This window comes from Acinetobacter psychrotolerans (assembly GCF_048552595.1).
Lineage (GTDB): Bacteria > Pseudomonadota > Gammaproteobacteria > Pseudomonadales > Moraxellaceae > Acinetobacter.
Genome location: NZ_JBIMDK010000019.1, coordinates 32,034 through 51,104, shown reverse-complemented (window position 1 = coordinate 51,104; position 19,071 = coordinate 32,034). Strand labels below are relative to the sequence as shown.

Sequence of the window (19,071 nt, the reverse complement as noted above, 5' to 3'; positions counted from 1 at the left end):
ACAAGCTCTTAATCGAATGTTGTGCAAATAAAAAACCAGTGCATAAACACTGGTTTTTTAAAATGGTGAATAATAAATTCAAATTATTCTAAGAATTTAACAGTGACACCAGATTTTACTTTTTTACCTAAATCATTGGCATCCCAGTTGGTCAAACGGATACAGCCATGCGAAGCAGTTTTAGAAATTGCCGATGGGTTTGGTGTACCATGAATACCAAATGATTTTTTGCTTAAACCAATCCAAATATTACCGACAGGTGCATTTGGACCTGGTGGTAATGACAATGGTTTACGGTTATTACCTTGTAGGAAGTTACTTGGAGAATAGCTATACCAAGGATTTTTCGCTACGCCAGTGACTTTATATGTTCCTGTTGGTGATGGTGTATCTGAGCTACCAATCGTTGCAGGGAACGAGCCGACCATTTGGTTTTGTGCATTAAACAAATACAATTGTTTAGCACCTTTATGCGCAACGATGAGGTTAATATTCTCAGGAAGTTCATTGCGAATATTGGTCACAACAATTTTTTCACCAGCTTTTTTAAATGTCGCTTTAGGATTCAATTTCTTTAAAAAATCTTCATCCATGTGAAATTTTTCACCAAGCATTTCGGTAACACGTGTGTAATACAAACCTTTCATTTTGGCTTGTAATGCATAATCCCGTGGAATAGATTCAGCATATGGACCTTTTAAATCTGCTTCGGTTATTACATATTCAATAAAAGCAGGTTTATTTCCTTGTTGTGTAATTAAAGCATCCCAAGTTTCTTTGGTTAATTCACCTGTTGGTTTTAAACCATTGATTTGTTGGAATGAAGCAATGGCTTTTAGGGTATTCATACCACTTGAGCCATCAATTGCACCAGGTGAAGCATGTGAATTATTCAACATAACATGCGCACGTGCATAAACTGGGAATTGACCTTTACCGATATTCTCATACCATTGAGCATTGTTAATGCCGTCTAATGTCCATGATGCTTTTGGTGCATTGGGATTACTGGCAGTTTTAGCAGGTGTTGCTGAATTTGGAGAAATTGCAGTATCAGAGTTTTTAGCTTCTGCTTTTTCTAAATTTTGCAGCGTATCGGCTGCTTTATTTAACTCTTGTTGCTCTTGTTGAGAAATTTGAGTTTCGACAGAAGATGCCGAAGTGTCGATGGCAAGAGGATCAATCGGATCTTCAACAGGGCCAGAAACAACTTTTTTAGGCTTTAGAGGCTGCTCAGCTGTAGCGGCAGCAAATGCTGTACCTGCTAATATACAACTTAAACTCAAAGCAAGAATTGAGCGAACGAACATGTAATTCAACCTTAAAAATTATTCATTTTGATTACTAAAATATAGTTACAAGTATTGCAGAAATTACATAGGGATGCAGTACTTGTTTTGTGTTAATCATTTTTTCCTATTGATAAATTTTTTAAAAGCTAGATTTGTTTTATTTTCGTATTTTTGAATATGCAGAAAATACTTGTGAACTGTCATACAAAGATAGAATTTTTTATTCAGAAATTATTAAATTTGAAGCCTTTTTGCTATGATGGGGCAAATTAATTTTTGGATTGGGAAAGTAAATGACGACCTTAAAAAATGATCGTTTTCTACGTGCCTTATTGCGCGAACCTGTAGATACCACGCCTGTATGGATGATGCGTCAAGCAGGGCGCTATTTACCAGAATATCGTGAAACTCGTGCTAAAGCGGGTGACTTTCTTTCTCTTTGTAAAAATAACGATTTCGCTTGTGAAGTAACTTTACAGCCTTTACGCCGCTATGACCTTGATGCTGCAATTTTATTCTCAGATATTTTAACGGTTCCAGATGCTTTAGGTTTAGGGCTTTATTTCGAAGTAGGTGAAGGTCCTAAATTTCATAAAACAATTCGTACAGAACAAGATGTGGCTAATCTGCCAAAATTCGATGCAAAATCTGATCTCGCTTATGTCATGAATGCTGTGACGACCATTCGTTCAGCATTAGGTGGGCAAGTTCCTTTAATCGGCTTTTCAGGTAGTCCTTGGACATTGGCAACCTACATGATTGAAGGGGGATCAAGCAAAGATTTCCGCTTTACCAAACAGATGATGTATGCACAACCTGAAGTTTTACATGCTTTATTAGACCGACTTGCAGATGCTGTGATTGATTATTTGAATGCGCAAATTGATGCGGGTGCTCAAGCTGTTCAAATTTTTGATAGTTGGGGTGGGGCACTCGCACACCGTGAGTATTTAGAATTTTCATTAAAATACATGCAAAAAATTGTTGCAGGCTTAAAACGTGAAAATGAGGGACGTAAAGTTCCAGTGATTTTATTCACTAAAGGTGGCGGTCAATGGCTTGAACCTATGGTGACAACAGGTGCAGATGCATTTGGATTAGATTGGACGACTCCGCTTAATGTCGCTCGTCAGACAATCAATGGTCGTGCAGCTATACAAGGGAATTTAGACCCAGCAACGTTATATGGTTCATCTGCAACGATTGAAAAAGCAACAAAAGCGATGCTGGATGATGCATATGCTAATGGTGAGAAAACAGGTTATGTGGCGAATTTAGGTCATGGCATTACCCAGTGGGTAGATCCAGCCAACCCTAAAGCCTTTATTGATACTGTTCATGAATATAGTGCTAAGTATTTAGGTTAAGTTTTGATTCTCCTATGATCTATATAAAATCATTTTTTGAATTTATGTTTAAGGCAGCGTCAGCTGCCTTATTTGGTATTCTATTACTCATTGCATTTGTCGTTACGGCACCTATGGGGAGCCATGAATTTTACGGTTTTTTCCGTTATGACTATTTACTTTTTTTTGCCTTAATCATTCAAATCTGCTTGTTGTATTTAAAGTTAGAATCATGGGCTGAAGCCAAAGTCATTGCTTTATTTCATATCATGGCAATGGGCATGGAAGTTTTCTTAACCCATCCTCAAATTGCATCTTGGCAATATCCACAACCTGCAATATTGAAAATAATGGCAGTACCATTATTCGCTGGATTTATGTATTCGGCAGTAGGGAGTTTTTTTGCAAGATCGTTGCGGCTTTATCAAGTTTCATTTCTAAAATTGCCTCAATTTACGCATATGTTGTGTTTGGCAGTATTGTCTTATATCAATTTTATGAGTAAATTTTTTATTCCAGATTTTCGTAATCTACTGTTTGTTTGGAGCGTTATTCTTTTTTGGAAAACAAAAATTCGTTTTGAACTTCAACAACATCATTTTCAACTTCCAATGCTTCCAATCCTCCTTATTTTGGCATTCATTATCTGGATTGCAGAGAATATCAGTACCTTCTATAAAATTTGGCAATACCCAAGTCAGGTCGATGCTTGGCACATGGTGGGCTGGGGAAAATTAGGCTCTTGGTATTTATTGCTATTATTAAGTTTAGTCTTGGTGTTAAAAATTCTTGGAAATAGAAACTCAAGCGGAAACTGGTCACTAAAACCGTACAATAAATAGACTTCAAATTGTCATATTTTGATTTGCTTATTCTTTTTTCTGTGATAAATCTGTATGTGTGCAATAAAATGTACACAAAATGGAATATAACAATTTACATATATTATATATGCAAAATTTTTGGAGAATTATATGTTAAAAAAAATCGTTTTAGCTGCTGTATTGGCTGCTGGTTCTAGTGTTGCAATGGCAGATCCAGATGTAGGTTGTGGTGTGGGTTCACAAGTTTGGGCAGGTCAATCTGGTAAAATTCCAAAAATCTTAGCTGCTACGACGAATGGTATTTTCACAAATCAATTGCTCGGTATTACCTTTGGTACTTTAGGCTGTAGCGGTAATGGTAAAGTGACTGCACAAGTCGTAACATTTACCAATGAAAATACAGAGTCACTTGCACGTGATATGGCTGTGGGGCAAGGCGAAAGCTTAAATGTTTTAGCTTCGCTATTGAATGTTAAAGATGCAGATAAAGCCCATTTCTTTGCTGTAGCTAAATCTAACTTCTCACATATTTATTCAACAAATAACCAAAATTCTCTACAAGTTTTGGCATCACTTCAAGAAGTGATGGCAAAAGATACAGTATTAAAAGCATACGTATAATTCCCAAGAACCCTGTCTTTGACAGGGTTTTATTTTTTGGCGGGTATATTTACGCTCAAAACCGTTTGATCCTTCTTATATTGAAATTGTGAATGAAATATTTAGCTTATAGTTTAGGTTTACTCGGTACATTTATTTCTTTGAATACATCTGCTGAATTATTATCCATTCAAGATTATGTCAAATTATCAGAACAAAAAAAATTAGAACAAAACATCACATGGAAACGCTTACTGTATGCTGAGGATGCTACAACTAGAGGTTCAGCAGCTCAAAATTCAAACCAAAGTGAAGTCAGTTATGCAGGTTATTTTCTTGCTTCTGATGGTCGACGCAATATTAAAAATGAATTGGTTGCTGATATTGCGGCATTATTCCAACAAGCTGAACCGAATCAATCTTTTCGGTGTAAATTTCCTGCACGCAGCCAATGGTTGATGCAACAACTGAAAATATCAGCTCAACAGCTTCCCCAAGTCGCTTGTCCTGAATTTGAGCAGTGGTATGGACAAATTAAACCTTATAAAGCGACCTTGATTTACGCAACAGATTTTATGGGCAATCCCAGTTCGATGTTTGGGCATACTTTATTACGTCTAGACCCCAAAGATCAGAAGCAATTAAATCTGGTTTCATATGCAGTGAATTATGCAGCGACTGTCAATGGGCAAGACAACTGGTCATACGCTTGGAAGGGGTTAGTGGGCGATTATCCCGGTGAATATTCTTTAATGCCGTATTATCGCAAAGTAAAAGAATATGGCGATTTTGAAAGCCGTGATTTATGGGAATATGAACTTAATTTAACTCCGGATGAAACTGATTTTTTAGTCAAGCACATGTGGGAAATGCAAAAAGTCAGTTTCCCTTATTATTTTGTGAGTGATAACTGCGCTTATCGCTTATTGGGCTTAATTGATTTAGTTAGACCTAGTTCCAATTTACGTCAAAAATTTACCTATGCGGCAATTCCAATAGAAACAATTAAAGCAGTTGATCAACAAGGGATGATTAAAGACACCGTTTATCGTCCTGCATTGGAAACGCAGTTAAACGCGCAAGCCAAACAACATGGTCATAGTTTAGCGAAAATAGCGCATAACATTGCAGCATTAGCACCACAACAGATGCAAAGTGCTTTAGAACATTATTCTGAACATGATCGTGCGAAAATTTTAGAAATGGCGTATGACGATTTGTACTTGCAATTCACCTCTCGTCAAATTGAAGAAAAATATGCACAAGTCAGATTTAGACAATTATTGGGTTTACGCAGTCAAATCCAAATTGAAAAGCAACGCCAAGAACCAGAAAAGCCGAAAATTAATCCTGTGAATGGACATGACTCCAGAAATTGGTCTGTCGACATGGGGGAAGTACAGGGCGATCAATTTGTTCAAATTGGTCATCGTCAGGCATATCATGAGTTAAAAGATCCACAAGGTGGGTTCCGTACAGGGACTCAACTTTTATTCTTAGATGGTGCAGCACAGTGGCGAAATAATGCGCTTAAGATTGAACATATTGACCTATTAACGGTAAATTCTTATAACCCAATTACACCATTTAAAACACCGATTACTTGGGGTTTTAGCATGGGTTGGCAGCAAGAAGCGCTTGATCATGGTCAATTTAGTGAAGATAAACAACATGGTGTGTTTTCTACAAAAGCTCAATCGGGTTATACCATAGCGGATGATGATCGAAAAAATTTGTGTTATGCTGAATTACAAACACAGTTACAAGCAGGAAAATCATTGGATGATGGTTGGCGTGTTGGTGTAGGCCCAACAGTAGGTTGCCAAAATTTGTGGACAGATAAACTGAATAGTATTGTCCAAGTTGAATTGCCGTACTGGGAAGATTCACATCAATGGAATTTAAGAGTAAATAGTTATTTGCAATATTCATTATCTTCACAGAACTCTTTAAGAGTGGGTTGGGAATATCAACAACAAGACAGTAAAGATTGGATGAAGGGTAGTTTTGGATTCGCACATTATTTTTAAACTGTTTGGATTTTAGAGATTCAGAATTTCATTCATCAAAGCCGATAATTTTTTTGTTGGCTTTGATTCATTTTCACTTTTAATCTTGTTTCAGCACATTTCACTTTTTTATCTATATTCATCCGCACCAATTCTCTTTCTTAAATATATTTTCACAGTCTGATTTAAAATCAAGGGTTATAAATTTGCCGAGATGACAGTGGATTTAGTCATTTTAGCCTGTGGCAAGAAGCATCATTAGCCACTCAAAAATGTGTTTTTAATACAATTGACGGTTTAGCCATCAGACTATAAATATAAAGATATTGTACGACCGTATTGTCAATTAAAAATCTACGGTGAATGCAAGACATAAAAACAAAAGCTATTCAAATTCAAAAGGAACTGACATGTCAGCTTTACACATTCCACAACTTGTTGCGCCAATGATGCCTCGTACATTATTCAGTGCTGAACATGAACAATTCCGTCAAACCGCAAGACGCTTTTTTGAAACTGAAATTGCGCCGCACAATGAGAAATGGGCTGAACAACAGCATTTAGACCGTAATTTATGGAACAGGGCAGGAGAGTTAGGCTTACTGTGTTGCACCATGCCTGAAGAATACGGTGGTTCAGGCGTAGACCGTTTGTATTCTATGATTCTTATGGAGGAGCAGGCCCGTGTTGGTGACTCTGCATCAGGTTTTTCACTACATTCGGATATTGTTGCAAACTATATTAATAATTTTGGTAATGATCAGCAAAAACAAGACTGGTTGCCAAAAATGGCGACGGGTGAAGTGGTCGGTGCAATTGCCATGACGGAGCCTGGCACGGGTTCAGATTTACAGGCATTGCGTACCACTGCTATTGAAGACGGTGATGATTACATTATTAATGGTTCTAAAATTTTTATTACCAATGGTTATTTATGCGATATGGCTGTGGTTGCTGTCAAAACAGGTAAAGGTGAAAGTGAAGCGCAGAATGTATCGCTTGTGGTGATTGAAGCTTCACGTGAAGGGTTTAGTAAGGGTAAGCCTCTTAAAAAAATTGGTTTACATGGTCAGGATACCTGCGAATTATTTTTTGATAATGTACGTATTCCAAAGAGCAATCTTTTAGGTATGGAGGGTATGGGCTTTATCATGCTCATGAAAGAACTGGCTTGGGAACGTATGATGATCGGCATTATCTGTGCAGCTGGTGCAGAATATGCTTTGGCAACTACAGTCGAATACGTCAAGCAACGTAAAGCATTTGGTAAACCCGTTGCAGCATTCCAAAATACCCGTTTTAAACTGGCGGAAATGCGTTCAGAAGCGCAGATCGCTCGTGTCTATGTTGACCAATGTATGCAACTTGTTTTGAAAAATGAATTATCGATTGAAGCTGCGTGTACAGCAAAATATTGGGTCTCAGACCTTGCTTGTAAAATTGTCGATGAGTGTCTGCAATTACACGGTGGTTATGGTTACATGATGGAATATCCAATTGCCCGTGCATATCTGGACATGCGTCCAAACCGTATTTATGGTGGAACCAATGAAATTATGAAAGAACTGATTTCCCGTACCATTTAATCACCTCATACAGGCTTCTATGCAGATGATGCAAGAAGCCTGAGCTTTATTCACAGTTCATATTTAAATAAAAACTGGGTTGCAACAAGCAACTAGATTGAAATAAAAACAGGAATAAAAAATGTCTGAATTACGTTTTGATGGGCGTGTCGCAATAGTCACGGGTGCAGGTGGTGGCTTGGGTCGTCAACATGCACTAACGCTTGCTGCACGTGGCTGTAAAGTCGTGGTGAATGATCTAGGCGGTGGTGCACATGGCTCAGGTCAATCTTCCTCTGCTGCAGATAAAGTTGTTGAGGAAATCCGTGCCGCAGGCGGTGACGCAGTTGCCAATTATGATTCAGTTGAGCATGGTGATGCCATTGTACAGACTGCACTCGATCATTTTGGGACAGTAGATATCGTTATCAATAATGCGGGTATTTTACGTGATGTCAGTTTTGCCAAAATGACTGAGCATGATTGGGACTTAATCATGCGTGTGCATTTGAATGGCACTAAAAGCGTCTCACATGCCGCTTGGCCAATCATGCGTGAAAAAGGCTATGGTCGCATTATTATGACTACATCTGCTGCAGGAATTTACGGTAACTTTGGTCAAGCCAATTACTGTGCTGCCAAGCTTGGTATTCTCGGTTTAGCCAACTGTTTGGCAGAAGAAGGTCGTAGTAAAAACATTTTAGTTAATACCATTGCACCAGTCGCCGCTTCACGATTGACTGAAACTGTGATGCCGCCTGAAATGTTGGCAATGTTAAAGCCAGAAGCGGTCAGTCCTCTAGTGGCTTGGCTTGCACATGAGGATTGTAAAGAAAGTAAAGGCTTGTTCGAAGTGGGTGCTGGATTCATTGCAAAACTGCGTTGGGAACGTACCGAAGGTTATATGTTCCCGAATAAGCGTGAATTTAATGTTGATGATGTTGCCCGTCATTGGGACAAAATCACTGATTTTACTGATGCAACTCATCCAAATTCTGTTACAGAATCTTTTACTCCAATTTTGGATGGCGTGAATCATCCGAATCTCGGTGGGAATGAATTTATAGACCTCGATCTTGCTTATAAATCCAAGATGGAATCTGAATCTTCTTATGATGAGCGTGATCTATCACTTTATGCATTGGGGATTGGCGCAGCGCGAGATCCGATGGACAGTTCAGAATTGGCGTATGTTTATGAATTGGGTAGCGAATTTCAGGCATTCCCAACCTATGGTGTTATGCCACAGATGAATGCCATGCTGCAAATGGCAAAACAAGGTGTAACTTTACCCGGTATGAATTATGGCTTCGACCGTATTCTACATGGTGAGCAATATACCGAAATCAAACGTCCGCTACCGCCACAGGCAAAATTATTCCATACATTAACACTTAAAAATGCCTTGGATAAAGATCCGAATGCAGTGGTGACCTATGCAATTTCGTCAAAAGATGAGCATGGTGAAGAGCTGATTTATAATGAAATGACAGCCTTCGTACGTGGTGCAGGTGGTTGGGGTGGCGAGCGTGGTGATTCAGTCGAACTAAATCCCACACCTGACCGTGAACCTGATGCAACTATTGAAGAAAAAACCGATGTGAATCAGACACTTTTATATCGCCTTTCGGGTGATTGGAATCCACTGCATGCAGATCCTGCATTTGCCAAAGCTTTTGGATTTGATCGTCCAATTTTGCATGGCTTATGTACTTTTGGTTATAGCGGACGTCATGTGATTAAAGCATTTTGTAATAATGATGGACGTTATTTCAAGAGCATTAAAGTCCGTTTTGCCAAGAGTGTTTACCCAGGTGATACTCTTGTCACAAAAATGTGGAAAGAGTCTGACAATAAAATCATTTTTGAAACCTCGGTTAAAGAGCGTAACGAAGTCGTCATTAAAAATGCAGCGATTGAATTGTATGGTGAAATTCCAACAGCGAAAGCGAAACCCAAAGTACAAGAAAATGCTCAGACTGTTGTTGTGGTATCTGCTGAACCGGATCGTCTAATTGCAGCGGATGTCTTTAAAGTCATTCGTGAATATGTCGCACAACACCCTGAACTGGTGGATAAAACCAAGACCTCATTCTTATTTAAGCTGAAAAATCCTGAATCTGTATGGACATTGGATTTGAAAAATGGTGTAGGTTCATGTCAGCAAGGTGAAATAGACAAAGCTGATGTGTCACTGGAAATGGATGAAGAACATTTGGAAACTGTTGTGACAAGTTCACTGGCAGATGTGCAGAAACTGTTCTTTGGCGGTCAATTGAAAATTGGTGGCAATGTTATGGCTTCCAATAAGCTAATTGTGTTACAGGATATTGATTCTAAACTATTTGCAGACGCGAAAAATCAGCGTATTGCCAATAATGGTGCTTCTACTTCAACAACACGAACTGAACAACCACAAGCTGTGCAAAATCAGTCTACGGAAAATCAGCAAGTGACACTGGCTGATGTATTTAGCGCAGTCAATCAACATATTCAAAGCAAAGTTGGTGTGGTGGAAAAAACCAAAACCACTTTTTTATTTAAGCTTAAAAATCCTGAATCGACATGGTTTATTGACCTGAAAAATGGACAAGGCAGTGCGGGCGAGGGTGGAATTGAAAACCCTGATGTGACTCTCGAACTGGACGAAGAACACGTTCCAACTGTGTTTAATGGCACATTGGCAGATGTTCAAAAGTTATTCTTTGGTGGTCAATTGAAGATTGCAGGTAATGTGATGGCATCCAATAAGCTGATTGTATTGCAGGATATGGATAAGAAACTGATTGATCAGGCACGTGACGCACGTATCGCTGCAGGCAATACTACAATGCAGACTGCTGTATCTACAAGTAAACGTCCAGCCAAAGCACCTGAAATTTTCAATGCTATACAGCAAAAATTACAGGGTGAAAGTCATGCGGCACATATCTTCCAGTTTAATGTCAGTAAACCTGATGAACATTGGGTGGTAAATTTGAGTACGGGCACAGTTCAGCAAGGTCAACATGATCAGGCAAATATTGCTTTAAGCTTAAGTGATGAACATTTATCAGAATTGGCTACAGGACAGCGTTCGGTACGTGATCTTTATCAACATGGTGATTTAAAGGTTGATGGTGATATTCAGTTAGCACATCAACTGCATTTTTTACAAAACTTGTCTTAATTGAGATAAAAATTGGAAAAAACTGCTTTGATTCGCTATTCCATCTAATGGATATGAAGGTGATCAAAGCAGTTATAAAACGCATCAACTTTAGATAAATAAAATTGAGATAATAAAATGAAAAGACGTGTCAATGTAATTGGTGTTGGTATGACTAAATTCGCCAAGCCGGGTGCAAGTGTAGAATATTATGAAATGGCGAAAGAAGCAGGGCAAAAAGCCTTGCAGGATGCCAATATTCAATATGATGAAATCGAACAGGTTTTTGCTGGTTATGTTTATGGTGATTCGACCTGTGGTCAGCGGGCTGCCTATGAGTTGGGGCTAACAGGCATTCCTATCGTCAATGTAAATAATAACTGTTCGACAGGTTCAAGTGCATTGTTCCTTGCACGTCAAGCCATTGAAGGTGGTCTTGCTGAATGTGTATTGGCATTGGGCTTTGAAAAGATGGAAAAAGGTGCATTGGGTGCAAAGTTCAATGACCGCGAACCACCTATGGGAAAACATGCTCAGGTGATGCTAGATGTACAAGGTTTTAATGCATCGCCACCTGCGGCACAAATGTTTGGTGGTGCAGGGCGTGAATATCGTTGGTTGCATGGCACAAAAAGAGAAACTTTTGGACAAATTGCAGTTAAAGCACGTAAGCATGCCAGTCATAATCCATATGCTTTGTTCGGTCAGGTTTTGTCCTTAGAAGAAATTATGGCTTCAGATAATGTCTTCGATCCATTAACCCGTTTCCAATGTTGCCCACCGACATGTGGCGCAGGTGCAGTTATTCTCTGTTCAGATGAGTTTGCTAAAAAGCATGGTATTTCTAATCCTGTTTATATTGCAGCACAGTCTATGACCACAGACTATGCATCAAGTTTTGATGAGCAGAGCATGATTAAAATGGTTGGTTATGACATGACGAAGCAAGCTGCTCAACAAGTCTATGAAGCAGCAGGCATTGGTGCAGAAGATGTTGATGTGATTGAGTTACATGACTGCTTTACCGCAAATGAATTATTAACATACGAAGCATTGGGTTTATGCCCTGAAGGTGAAGCAGAAAAATTCATTTGGGATGCTGATAATACCTATGGCGGTAAATATGTGACCAATCCATCGGGTGGCTTATTGTCTAAAGGACATCCTTTAGGGGCGACAGGTTTGGCACAATGTACCGAACTGGTCTGGCAATTACGTGGTACAGCAGATCAGCGTCAGGTGGTAAATGCACGTATTGCTTTACAGCATAATTTGGGCTTAGGCGGTGCATGTGTCATCACTATGTATAGACGGGACTAAATCTGTATTTTTTAATCGATAAATGAGTCGAAATGACCTATAGAATTGTATGCAAAAGCGTACAATTTTATTAAGAACATCACACTAATTAAAATAACCATGCGTACAGCGTTGTGTACAAACAGGAAGGATCTATCATGGGAATTCTAAAATTATTGACCAAATCGACTCGCTATCATGAGCCTTTGCCCATTCGCCGTGATATCCGTTTTAAGTTGCCTGCAGATCGTATTGCCGACTGGCATGATAGGGCGGGGCCAACATTTACAGCATTGCTGAATACATTTTCAATCGTATTACCCATTGGCGAGCGTTTCTTTATAGATGCAGTACGTGCGCATCGTGATTTAGTGACAGATCCAGAATTACAAAAAGCCGTGACAGCATTCATTGGTCAGGAAGCCATGCATGGCCGTGAACATGAAGAATATAATGAAGCTTTATTTGCACGTTCACCGATTGCACCCAAATTTGAAGCATTAGTTTTAAGTATTTTTGGTCTGCTTAAACAACATTTACCTGCATATTTCTGGCTTAGTGGAACAATAGCATTAGAGCACTTTACTGCTTTATTGGCAGATTCTGTGTTACGGACACCAGAATTATTTGAGGGTGCAGAAGAGCATTATGCCAATATTTGGCGTTGGCATGCTTTTGAAGAAACAGAACATAAAGCCGTGGCTTTTGATGTCTGGAATACAGCAATGGGTCAAGGTTTATATGCTTATGCGATTCGTAGTTTTGGATTAGTGGTTGCAACGATTGTTTTCTGGGGCTTGGTGATTCCTGTATTCCTGACCATTGTTAAAGGTGAGGGAAAACTAAGTGATCTATCCAGTTGGAAAAAGACCTATCAATATACGTTTGGTGGAATTGGCGTATTGAGAAAGCAGTTAGGGAATTATATTGATTATTTTCGTCCAAACTTCCATCCTTGGGATCATGATAACCGTGAATATATGGAACGTATGCACCAATTGATTTACGAATTGGGTGAACAAACCAAAGCCTGATCTTTAACCATCAGATTTTGCTCTCAAGTATTTTGAAATATCCGATTTCTTGCATAACAGTTATAACTTGAATACTTTTTTCTAGGGCGAGTAATTAAAAGGTTTATGCAAGAAATCTACAAAGAATGTCTTAATTGTATTCATTGAAAGCCATCAACTATTATTTTAAATAACATAGCTGGAACTTTTGAATGAAATTGAATAGAACATGTGCTGAGAAAAGCAACATAACAATAACCACAACAATTTTTAAAAATCATGGTACTCAAAATGTTCGTAGCGAAGCGTGAATGACTCGTTGTGGACATCCATTTGAGTAAATCATTGACAAGATTACATCGCTGCAACCAAAAGCCTAAGTATTGGGATAATATGGTTTAGTCTTACAATAAGGTTTGATAGTATTTAGAGTTTATTGAAATAATTTTCCAGCTTGTGAAAGTATCATTTTTCCTTTTTTATTCACTTCCAATGTAACATCTGGAGTTTCATTGGTTCCCAATATATTTCGGTAGACCACATATTAAAAAGTCCCATTTTTAAAAACAAAATGATGATTACCACCTGAGCCATCCATAACGACAATGCCATTATTCAAGATAAGATCAGTTTTTTGGCTTTGAGATTGCATTTTTCCCCATGAAGCATAACGATATTGCCCATTTTTCATTTTATCTATACGAACCTGAAATTTGGCAGTTTTAAATTGCAGTTCAGGTGCTTTGAAATTTTTAAGTGATGAATGAATTTTATTTTTCTGTTTTAAAATCAGTTGGTTTCTATATTGTTGCTCTGCATCACTGCTGTAATTTACCGCCGTGATCTGTTTGTTACTGATCCAAACGGTACCCTGATCAAGCATGATTCCACGCCAGCCCATACTTTCCCACTGCGTTAGTTTAGACGTTGCAATATTTTGTACCAGTTTATGGTCAAAAACTTGTTGAAAGCGTTGTTTCATCTGAGCTTTATTATCAATACTTGGGATAGGTTCTTCACGATTAAGTGGATAACGAATCGTATTGGAAATTGCATTGCTATCATTTTTTTTAAATAAATTAATGATATATTGAACTTCCTTTTGCTCAGACGCACTCAAGCCATCTGCAAAAGTATAATTACTGAATAAGAGTAGGGTACTTAGAATGAGTTTTTTCATCATTATTTGGCTTTTTAAATATTGAAAAATTAAGTGAATGAAATTCCAAAATAACTTTTCAGCATCGATTTATCAACGAGTTTAGTGTGAGGTATTGATTAAATTTCATTATCTTGTGTGGTACTAATAGCCGATTTTACCGATGCTATCAATTGATTACTGTACTGCTATGTTTGTAGAATGCTTGATTATATTTCGACAACAACGAAATATTTTTTAACGGCTTCAATGACTTCAAATGTACCCATAAATGAAGGTGGAATGATACCTGCTTCACCTGCTTTAATTTCAACAAATGATTGATTATCTACATTGTGTAAACGCACAACACCTTCAATAATTTGGAAAAATTCTTGCTTATTGTCTGCAAATTGAATATTCCATGCACCGATATCACATTGCCAAATACCACAATTCATATTGGGATGTTCATACAAACTTTGTGTTTTGCGCTGTGGATTACCTTTCACTAGACGATCTGAACGTGGGTGGTCAATAGTGATTTCTCTTTGTGTTAAACCATGACCCGCTAACCAAATTGAAGACATTGTAAAAGCCCTATTCAAAGAAAAGCCCCAAATGAAGTTGAGGCTTTAAACGATATTAACAAAAATTAATGCGCTTCAGGCACAGCCAATAAGAACTCACGACGTACTTCTTTATCTGTTTTAAATTCACCGACAAAAGATACAGTCCGAGTCGTAGATTCTTGCTTACTTACACCACGCATCATCATACACATATGAGCAGAATCAATGACCACTGCAACGCCACGAGCGTGAGTAACCTCAGCCACAGCATCTGCGATTTGTTTAGTCAATTGTTCTTGAATTTGTAGTCGACGTGCAAACATTTCTGTAATACGTGCAAATTTAGATAAACCTAAAACATTGCCAGATGGAAGATAGGCAATATGTACACGACCATGAAATGGCAATAAATGATGTTCGCACAAAGAATAAAATTCAATATTCTTGACCAAAACCATTTCATCATTTTCTGAAGGGAAGACCGCATTATTGGTCACTTCTTCAAGCGTTTTGCTATAGCCAGACGTCAAGTACGAAAAAGCTTTAGCCGCACGCATAGGCGTATCTTTCAGACCAGGACGGTCTAAGTCCTCGCCAACGGCAGTTAAAATATTTGCGTAGGATTGCTGCATAGACATAAAACGTGTTCACTTATACGGATTGAACAAGGACGGCATTGTAGCAGAAAAATGAATAATATTTTTCAATTACAAGATAAACCGTCACTTAGGAGGGTTTTGACCATTTTAAAATAAACAGTCATTGAGTTTCATTAAATTTGGGATTCTTTTCAGCGCGTTTGAGTAATACCAAAACTGCACCAGTTCCACCTTGTTTTTCAGGCGCACTTGAAAAAGCTAAAACATCACGATGCTGGCGAAGCCAACCGTTGACATAGGTCTTGAGAATAGCATCTGGGCCTTTGCCATGCACAATTTTAAGTACGTTTTGGTTTTCCTGTTTAGCGATTTGAATAATTTGTAATACCGCAGCACGTGCTTCTTCCACAGTACAACCATGCAAATCCACAGCTTCAAACCAACGCAAATTTCCTGCTTTTAAATCTTCAAAAACTTTATGTTGTAGCGTTGCAATGCGGTAGCTTAAAGTCGCTTGACTGGCTACAGGATTCAAAATCGCTTGAGTATCTGATAATTCAGCATTGTCTATTTCAAATGCACCTTCAGCAGCAGCACGTTTAGCCAAAGTTTTTGCATCAGGTTTTTTACGCAAATCACTGCGCTCGATTTTGGCAATATTACCATTATCAATTGCTTTGACACCGAGTAAGGCTTTTTTAAACAAATCAGTATCATTCGGCTCTTCAATCACTTCCTGTACTTTTTTCGGTTCAGGTTGTGCTGCAACTTTTGAAGAGTGTGGATGCGTGATTTGCTTTTTAAATTGCTTTAATAAATCAAGTTGTGATTTAGAGAATGCGGAATCTGAGTTACTCATATTTGCAAAAAACAGTAAAAGGCAGTATTTGACCTTAAGTATAATCTGAATCACGTAAAATTTGAACTGAATTGCGTTCACTAAGCGTTTTGGGGTTTTGATGTAAAAATGAAATTTTGTGGAAATAAGTCTATTAACGTTTTTTTGTATTTGTGACAGAAACAGCTATTTTATAAAAAAGCCCAATCATGATAGATCAGGCTTTTTAGTTAAATCAGAATGAGAAAAGTTATCCTAAAATATCATGCTTAAACTTTTTCAGGCGTTCCAAATAGTGCGGTAAATGCATGATCAGGACGAGGTTGCTTCATAAAGCTTTCACCGACTAAGAATGCATGAATATCATGCTCTTGCATGTTACGTACATCTTCAGGTGTTGCAATCCCACTTTCTGTAATGAGTAAACGAGAAGGGTCTAGTAATTTCTTTAAACGGAATGATGTATCTAAATCGACATCAAAAGTTTTTAAATTACGATTATTCACACCCAACAGGCAACGATCTGAAAGTTTCAATGCACGTTCAAGTTCATATTCATCATGTACTTCAACCAATACATCTAAATTCTGCTCGAATGCAGTTTTCGACATTTCTTCCAATTGTTGATCCGATAAACACGCCACGATCAGTAGAATACAGTCTGCATGTAAAGCACGTGCTTCAATGACACCATAAGGATCAATCAAAAAGTCTTTACGTAGCGCAGGTAAACTGCAATGGCTACGGGCAATTTGAATGTTTTCATCAGCACCTTGAAAGAAATCGATATCAGTCAGTACAGATAAACAAGCTGCACCTGCATCTTCATATTGCGCTGCAATTTCCGCAGGATTAAAGTTTTCACGAATAATCCCTTTAGATGGCGATGCTTTTTTAATTTCGGCAATCACCCCTGGACGTTTACTTAACAACGACTGGGCAAAACCACGAACAGGTGTCGCAGCTTTTGCCAGTTCTTCTACATCTTTTAAGCTATGTTGCTTTAAACGAGCAGTAAATTCTTCGTGTTTACGATCTACAATTTTACCTAAAATGGTATTGGCAATATCCATCATGACAATGATTCCTCTAATTCTTATGCTTCGTATTCTTTGAGCGTTTTGGTAAATTCAGACAAAATGCCCATCTTTTCTAAAGCCTGACCACCGTAAATAATGTCATGCGCCCAAGCTACACCTTGTTTATAGGACTTGGTTAAGCCCGAAACATAGATACCTGCGCCTGCATTTAAAGCAATCATATTGGCTGCTTTTTCACCACGAGCAGATTTTTTCTTGCCTAAAGCATCTTTAATAAGTTCAAGACTTTCCGACGCACTATCTACAGATAAGCTTGTTAATGTCTGAGATTCAATATCGACATCTTCAGGTTGAATCGTCCATTCCGTGATTTCACCATCTTTCAATTCGGCCACATAAGTGGATGATGCAAGGCTAATTTCATCCAGTCCATCTCTGGAATGCACCACCATTACGTGTTCAGCACCTAACTGCTTCATCACTTCTGCGATAGGCAGACAAAGTTCATTGGAAAAAACACCAATCACAAAACGACGTACCCCAGCCGGATTCGTAAGCGGGCCGAGTAAGTTAAAAATACTGCGGAATCCCAACTCTTTACGTGGGCCGACTGCATATTTCATAGCTTTATGATGATTTGGTGCAAATAAGAAACCTACGCCCATTTCACGAATACAGCGTTCAGTCTGCTGCATATTCAAATCGAGGTTAATTCCTGCTTGTTCAAGTAGATCGGAAGAACCTGATTTTGAAGAAACACCACGATTACCGTGTTTAGCAATGGTTGCACCTGCTGCTGCGATCACAAATGATGATGCAGTAGAGACATTAAATAAGTTCTGACCATCACCACCTGTACCGACAATATCTACCAAATGAGGAATATCGCTGACATCAATTTTAATGGCAAATTCACGCATAATACGTGCGGCAGCAGTAATTTCGTCAATACTTTCGCCTTTTAAGCGTAGTCCCATCATCAATGCACCAATTTGTGCATCTGTTGCTTCGCCACTCATGATGGTACGCATCACTTGTTCCATTTGTGGCTGAGTCAGCTCAATATTTTTGGTGATGTTATTTAAAGCTTGTTGAATATTCATTTTCTTTAACGCTCATTATGCATAAATATCTAAAAAGTTTTTAAAGATCTGGTGACCATGCTGACTCAAAATGGATTCAGGATGAAACTGCACACCTTCGATCGGCAATGTCTTATGTTTCACGCCCATGATTTCTTCCATAGAGCCATCAGCTTCATTGGTCCAGCAGGTTACTTCCAAACATTCAGGAACAGTTGCTTGATCAATCACCAGTGAATGATAGCGGGTTGCTGAAAATGGAGAAGGTAAGTCGCTGAAAATGCCAGTATCGCTGTGGTACATGTCAGATAAACGACCATGCATCACCGTTTTGGCACGTACAATGTTGCCACCGAAAGCCTGTCCTATAGCTTGATGTCCTAAACACACACCAAGTAACGGGATTTTCCCTGCAAAATGCTGAATGGCAGGAATAGAAATTCCTGCTTCAGATGGTGAGCAAGGACCAGGGCCAATCACTAAATACTTTGGTTGCCATCGCTCAATATCCTCTATCGTCACGGCATCGTTACGGACTACTTTTACTTCCTGATTTAACTCGCCAAAATACTGGACGATGTTATAAGTAAATGAGTCATAGTTGTCGATCATGAGAAGCATATTGAGTCTATCCATTAGAAATATATACATTTATTTTGTTTTTCGGTTTTTGTTACCCGTGGTGTTACCCGTTTTGAAATAATCT

Annotated in this window: 16 protein-coding genes; 8 read left to right on the top strand and 8 right to left on the bottom strand. The window is 38.5% G+C overall.

All coding sequences use genetic code 11. From position 1 onward, the window contains the following. Positions 1 to 83 precede the first annotated feature (83 nt). A complete protein-coding gene (locus tag ACG94X_RS14325; RefSeq protein WP_419384385.1) occupies positions 84 to 1,310 on the bottom strand; it encodes a L,D-transpeptidase family protein in 1,227 nt (408 codons plus the stop codon). A gap of 275 nt (positions 1,311 to 1,585) precedes the next feature. Between ACG94X_RS14325 and hemE the strand changes: the two genes are divergently transcribed. The 8 genes from hemE to ACG94X_RS14285 all read left to right on the top strand — a co-directional run bounded on the left by hemE (position 1,586) and on the right by ACG94X_RS14285 (position 13,117). Next, the gene (hemE, locus tag ACG94X_RS14320; RefSeq protein ID WP_419384384.1) at positions 1,586 to 2,659 is read left to right on the top strand and encodes a uroporphyrinogen decarboxylase; all 1,074 of its coding nucleotides are present in this window, start codon (positions 1,586 to 1,588) and stop codon (positions 2,657 to 2,659) included. Positions 2,660 to 2,673: 14 nt separating this feature from the next. Continuing rightward, positions 2,674 to 3,480 carry a DUF817 family protein gene (locus ACG94X_RS14315; RefSeq protein ID WP_419384383.1) on the top strand — a complete coding sequence of 269 codons (807 nt, stop codon included), beginning with the start codon at positions 2,674 to 2,676 and terminating at the stop codon, positions 3,478 to 3,480. Positions 3,481 to 3,612: 132 nt separating this feature from the next. Next, positions 3,613 to 4,083, top strand: a complete 471-nt coding sequence (locus ACG94X_RS14310; RefSeq protein ID WP_419384382.1) for a DUF3015 family protein — start codon at positions 3,613 to 3,615, stop codon at positions 4,081 to 4,083. Between the two features lie 92 nt (positions 4,084 to 4,175). Then, positions 4,176 to 6,092, top strand: coding sequence for an Lnb N-terminal periplasmic domain-containing protein (locus ACG94X_RS14305; RefSeq protein WP_419384381.1), 1,917 nt, complete (start codon positions 4,176 to 4,178; stop codon positions 6,090 to 6,092). Between the two features lie 389 nt (positions 6,093 to 6,481). Beyond that, positions 6,482 to 7,657 carry an acyl-CoA dehydrogenase family protein gene (locus tag ACG94X_RS14300; protein ID WP_419384380.1) on the top strand — a complete coding sequence of 392 codons (1,176 nt, stop codon included), beginning with the start codon at positions 6,482 to 6,484 and terminating at the stop codon, positions 7,655 to 7,657. Between the two features lie 121 nt (positions 7,658 to 7,778). Next, positions 7,779 to 10,805 carry a peroxisomal multifunctional enzyme type 2 gene (locus ACG94X_RS14295; protein ID WP_419384379.1) on the top strand — a complete coding sequence of 1,009 codons (3,027 nt, stop codon included), beginning with the start codon at positions 7,779 to 7,781 and terminating at the stop codon, positions 10,803 to 10,805. 117 nt (positions 10,806 to 10,922) lie between these two features. Next, positions 10,923 to 12,104, top strand: coding sequence for a lipid-transfer protein (locus ACG94X_RS14290; RefSeq protein WP_419384378.1), 1,182 nt, complete (start codon positions 10,923 to 10,925; stop codon positions 12,102 to 12,104). Positions 12,105 to 12,241: 137 nt separating this feature from the next. After that, the gene (locus tag ACG94X_RS14285) at positions 12,242 to 13,117 is read left to right on the top strand and encodes a metal-dependent hydrolase (protein ID WP_419384377.1); all 876 of its coding nucleotides are present in this window, start codon (positions 12,242 to 12,244) and stop codon (positions 13,115 to 13,117) included. A 523-nt stretch (positions 13,118 to 13,640) separates the two neighbouring features. Here ACG94X_RS14285 and ACG94X_RS14280 read toward each other — a convergent pair. The 7 genes from ACG94X_RS14280 to ACG94X_RS14250 all read right to left on the bottom strand — a co-directional run bounded on the left by ACG94X_RS14280 (position 13,641) and on the right by ACG94X_RS14250 (position 18,986). Then, entirely contained in the window at positions 13,641 to 14,279 is a 639-nt protein-coding gene (locus tag ACG94X_RS14280) for a hypothetical protein (protein ID WP_419384376.1), read from the bottom strand. Between the two features lie 185 nt (positions 14,280 to 14,464). Next, positions 14,465 to 14,824: a cupin domain-containing protein gene (locus tag ACG94X_RS14275; RefSeq protein WP_419384375.1), complete on the bottom strand. Its 360-nt coding sequence runs from the start codon at positions 14,822 to 14,824 to the stop codon at positions 14,465 to 14,467. Positions 14,825 to 14,889: 65 nt separating this feature from the next. After that, a complete protein-coding gene (gene folE, locus ACG94X_RS14270) occupies positions 14,890 to 15,438 on the bottom strand; it encodes a GTP cyclohydrolase I FolE (protein WP_419384404.1) in 549 nt (182 codons plus the stop codon). A gap of 127 nt (positions 15,439 to 15,565) precedes the next feature. Further along, positions 15,566 to 16,264, bottom strand: a complete 699-nt coding sequence (locus tag ACG94X_RS14265; protein WP_419384374.1) for a Smr/MutS family protein — start codon at positions 16,262 to 16,264, stop codon at positions 15,566 to 15,568. Between the two features lie 248 nt (positions 16,265 to 16,512). Beyond that, complete coding sequence (gene trpC, locus ACG94X_RS14260; RefSeq protein ID WP_419384373.1) at positions 16,513 to 17,319, bottom strand: indole-3-glycerol phosphate synthase TrpC; 807 nt, start codon at positions 17,317 to 17,319, stop codon at positions 16,513 to 16,515. A 20-nt stretch (positions 17,320 to 17,339) separates the two neighbouring features. Further along, positions 17,340 to 18,386, bottom strand: a complete 1,047-nt coding sequence (gene trpD / locus ACG94X_RS14255) for an anthranilate phosphoribosyltransferase (RefSeq protein ID WP_419384372.1) — start codon at positions 18,384 to 18,386, stop codon at positions 17,340 to 17,342. Between the two features lie 15 nt (positions 18,387 to 18,401). Then, positions 18,402 to 18,986, bottom strand: coding sequence for an anthranilate synthase component II (locus ACG94X_RS14250; RefSeq protein ID WP_419384371.1), 585 nt, complete (start codon positions 18,984 to 18,986; stop codon positions 18,402 to 18,404). Positions 18,987 to 19,071: the final 85 nt, after the last annotated feature.

Bases quoted from the DNA above. Each gene is read 5' to 3' on its own strand.
- ACG94X_RS14275 (WP_419384375.1), bottom strand. From the start codon at position 14,824: ATGTCTTCAATTTGGTTAGCGGGTCATGGTTTAACACAAAGAGAAATC.
- trpD (WP_419384372.1), bottom strand. From the start codon at position 18,386: ATGAATATTCAACAAGCTTTAAATAACATCACCAAAAATATTGAGCTG.
- ACG94X_RS14280 (WP_419384376.1), bottom strand. From the start codon at position 14,279: ATGATGAAAAAACTCATTCTAAGTACCCTACTCTTATTCAGTAATTAT.
- ACG94X_RS14295 (WP_419384379.1), top strand. From the start codon at position 7,779: ATGTCTGAATTACGTTTTGATGGGCGTGTCGCAATAGTCACGGGTGCA.
- ACG94X_RS14285 (WP_419384377.1), top strand. From the start codon at position 12,242: ATGGGAATTCTAAAATTATTGACCAAATCGACTCGCTATCATGAGCCT.
- folE (WP_419384404.1), bottom strand. From the start codon at position 15,438: ATGCAGCAATCCTACGCAAATATTTTAACTGCCGTTGGCGAGGACTTA.
- ACG94X_RS14325 (WP_419384385.1), bottom strand. From the start codon at position 1,310: ATGTTCGTTCGCTCAATTCTTGCTTTGAGTTTAAGTTGTATATTAGCA.
- ACG94X_RS14265 (WP_419384374.1), bottom strand. From the start codon at position 16,264: ATGAGTAACTCAGATTCCGCATTCTCTAAATCACAACTTGATTTATTA.
- trpC (WP_419384373.1), bottom strand. From the start codon at position 17,319: ATGATGGATATTGCCAATACCATTTTAGGTAAAATTGTAGATCGTAAA.
- hemE (WP_419384384.1), top strand. From the start codon at position 1,586: ATGACGACCTTAAAAAATGATCGTTTTCTACGTGCCTTATTGCGCGAA.
- ACG94X_RS14305 (WP_419384381.1), top strand. From the start codon at position 4,176: ATGAAATATTTAGCTTATAGTTTAGGTTTACTCGGTACATTTATTTCT.
- ACG94X_RS14290 (WP_419384378.1), top strand. From the start codon at position 10,923: ATGAAAAGACGTGTCAATGTAATTGGTGTTGGTATGACTAAATTCGCC.
- ACG94X_RS14310 (WP_419384382.1), top strand. From the start codon at position 3,613: ATGTTAAAAAAAATCGTTTTAGCTGCTGTATTGGCTGCTGGTTCTAGT.
- ACG94X_RS14250 (WP_419384371.1), bottom strand. From the start codon at position 18,986: ATGCTTCTCATGATCGACAACTATGACTCATTTACTTATAACATCGTC.
- ACG94X_RS14315 (WP_419384383.1), top strand. From the start codon at position 2,674: ATGATCTATATAAAATCATTTTTTGAATTTATGTTTAAGGCAGCGTCA.
- ACG94X_RS14300 (WP_419384380.1), top strand. From the start codon at position 6,482: ATGTCAGCTTTACACATTCCACAACTTGTTGCGCCAATGATGCCTCGT.